This is a genomic window from Arthrobacter sp. H41, assembly GCF_000520535.1.
In the GTDB taxonomy this organism is placed as follows: Bacteria; Actinomycetota; Actinomycetes; order Actinomycetales; family Micrococcaceae; genus Arthrobacter_D.
Genome location: NZ_KI914837.1, coordinates 38,575 through 41,168, shown reverse-complemented (window position 1 = coordinate 41,168; position 2,594 = coordinate 38,575). Strand labels below are relative to the sequence as shown.

General features: G+C 66.5%; 1 protein-coding gene and 1 pseudogene. Both read right to left on the bottom strand.

What is annotated here, in order from left to right:
* Positions 1 to 1,441, bottom strand: a pseudogene (locus Y705_RS21570) (NAD-glutamate dehydrogenase domain-containing protein); the annotation flags it as partial.
* 47 nt (positions 1,442 to 1,488) lie between these two features.
* A partial coding sequence (locus Y705_RS20605) for a CpaE/TadZ family protein (protein ID WP_155850111.1) occupies positions 1,489 to 2,594 on the bottom strand: 1,106 nt, incomplete at its 5' end.

The following is a 2,594-nucleotide window of genomic DNA, read 5'->3' as shown; positions in this document are numbered from 1 at the left end:
GAGCGGCGGCGTCGACCTCCGCCACTTCATCGCCGCGGGTCAGCCGGATGCGGAAGAACAGTCGCGCCAGCGCGGATTCGCTCATGCGCGCTTCGAAGTCGATGGAGTCAGCGTGGAAAGTGCTGCGCAATTCCTCCTCGAACCGCAGCCGGACGTTCGTGGTGTACCGGTCGCGGGGAAGATAGACGAGGGCGGACATGAAGCGGCCGTAGACGTCGGGGCGCAGGAACAGGCGGGTGCGACGGCGTTCCTGAAGCCGAAGTATGCCCAGCGCCGTCGCTACGAGGTCCTGTACGTCGATCTGGAACAGTTCGTCGCGCGGGTAGGTTTCGAGAATGGACAGGAGGTCCTTCCCGGAGTGTGAATCCGACGGGAATCCGCACCGATGGAGCACTTCCGAGACCTTGTCCCGGACGATCGGCACGTTCCGCACCGAGCCTGTGTAGGCGCTGGTGGCGAAAAGCCCGATGAACCTGCGCTCGCCGGTGACGTTCCCCTGATCGTCGAAGTTCTTGATACCGATGTAGTCGAGGTACGCGGCACGGTGGACGGTGGAGCGTGAATTCGCCTTGGTGATGACCAGCGCCCGCTTTTCCCGCGCCTTTGCCCGCCCTGCTCGAGTGAGCTGCTGTACTTGGCCGCCGCCGCCGTGGCGCATGAGGCCGAGTCCGCTTGTCTCCCGCGTGCGAAGGGCATCGACCCCGTTCTCGGTGACGAGATCGTACTCCCGGTACCCGAGGAAGGTGAAGTTTCCGCTGTCCAGCCACTGGAGCAATTCCCGGGCCTGGTGCAGGTCCGGGATGCCGGCTGCACCCTCCGTCGACGCAAGGGAAGCCTCGATGCTCCGGACCTTGCTGCGCATCGCCGGCCAGTCCTCGACGGCGGCGCGGACGTCCGAGAGGACGCCGTGCAATCCCTGCACGACGGCGGACCGCTCGGTATCGTCGGCGACCTTGCCGATCTCCACCGATATCCAGGACTCGATGGAGGCGCTCTGGTCAGCAAGGGCCACATACCGGGAGATGTCCGGCAGGGCCGCGGTATCACCGCTTGACACTCCCGCGACGGAGGGGACGCGCTGCAGGCTGTTGAGCGCATGCGTCTCCCTGCTGCGCGTGGCAACAAAAGTGGGGTGGACAACCAGGCGAATCGCGGAGTTGAGCCGCACGAGTTCGGCTGTGACCGAGTCCACGAGGAACGGCATGTCGTCAGTGACAATCAGCACCACACTCGAACCGGACTGGTCGAAGACCTCCACGACGGCCTGCCCCGGCGCACGCTTTCCCGCGAGTTCGCGGTGCCTCACCGCCCGATCCTGGAGTACCTGCCCGCTGTAGCTTCCGGCGTCCTCCGCCGCGAGGTGTTCATAGTAGTGCCCGATGAAATCCTCGGGGGTTGTGCCTGACGTGGGCTGGTCCGTGATGCTGGATCCAGACGACATGGAAAACGCCTCCAAAACGAAATTAAAGACCGCACCTTTGCGGCCTCTTACCTTGGAAGACTAACCGGCTTCCTCCAAAACTTCACTTCGTTGTCCCCTGCTCCAACCCGGCGGCGCCGCCGTTGTTCAACAGGCACATCGGCAAGTTCGGCGATGGCTGCACGCAGGGGCGACGACGGCGAGGTTTCAACAAGCGCTGAGCCTCCCAACAGCGCCTTGTCCGCAGCGGCGAAGTCGGCGGGGAGGAAAGCGGCTATGCGGTGGGAGGAGCCGAACCGGTCCCAGGCCTCCCGCAACTGGTGTTCAGGGGAACGCCCGATCGAGCTGGCACGGACCTTGTTGAATACCACTGTGGGCACCGCCGAGGGCACTGCTTCACGCAGTTCTGCGAGCGCCCGGACCAGCCTCGGCACACCGAGCGCGTCCGCCGCACCGACGGCCAGGACCGTGTCGGCAAGTTCCAGGCACCTCAGGGTTGCCCCGTTCCTTCTGGGCGCAGCGGTGTCGAAGCTCAGCTCTTCGTCGGCCTCCAGGCAGAACCCGCAGTCGATGACGGTCACCGCAGCGCTGGAGCGCGCGCTGTCCAATACCTTGGCCAGTGCCGCGGGCCGGAGTTCAGGCCAGCGGTCCGGGCGGGTGATACCGGTGAGCACGCCGAGCCGCCCGCCCTGCACTGCCACGGTGGTGATGACACGGGCGAGTTCCACCGCACCGAAGCCGCCCTGGTCTGCGAGTCTGCAGGCCTGTGCGAGGCCGGCGGACTCGTCGAAGAGACCGAGCGAGGCGGCGACGCTCGCACCGTAGGTATCCGCGTCGATGAGCAGTACTTCGGTGCCGGCCGCAGAGAGCTCCGCCGCCATGTTGACGGCGACGGTAGTCCGGCCCGGAGATCCCGCCGGACCCCATACAGCGACGATCCTTCCTCCACCCGGCGGTTCGGGTTCGGCGCTCTCCTGAGTGCGCACCGGGCGCAGCGCGGCTGCCGGGTCCGAATACCCGGTGGCGGAACTCTCCCCCGCCGGCCGGGCGGCGAGGTCCTCGACCACCAGGGACACGACGGCGGCAAGCTCCTCCGGCCGGATGGAGGACGGAGCAGAACGCACGCCGGGCTGGTCGAGGTGAGGCTGTGGCGGGCCGTCCGTGAGCACTACTA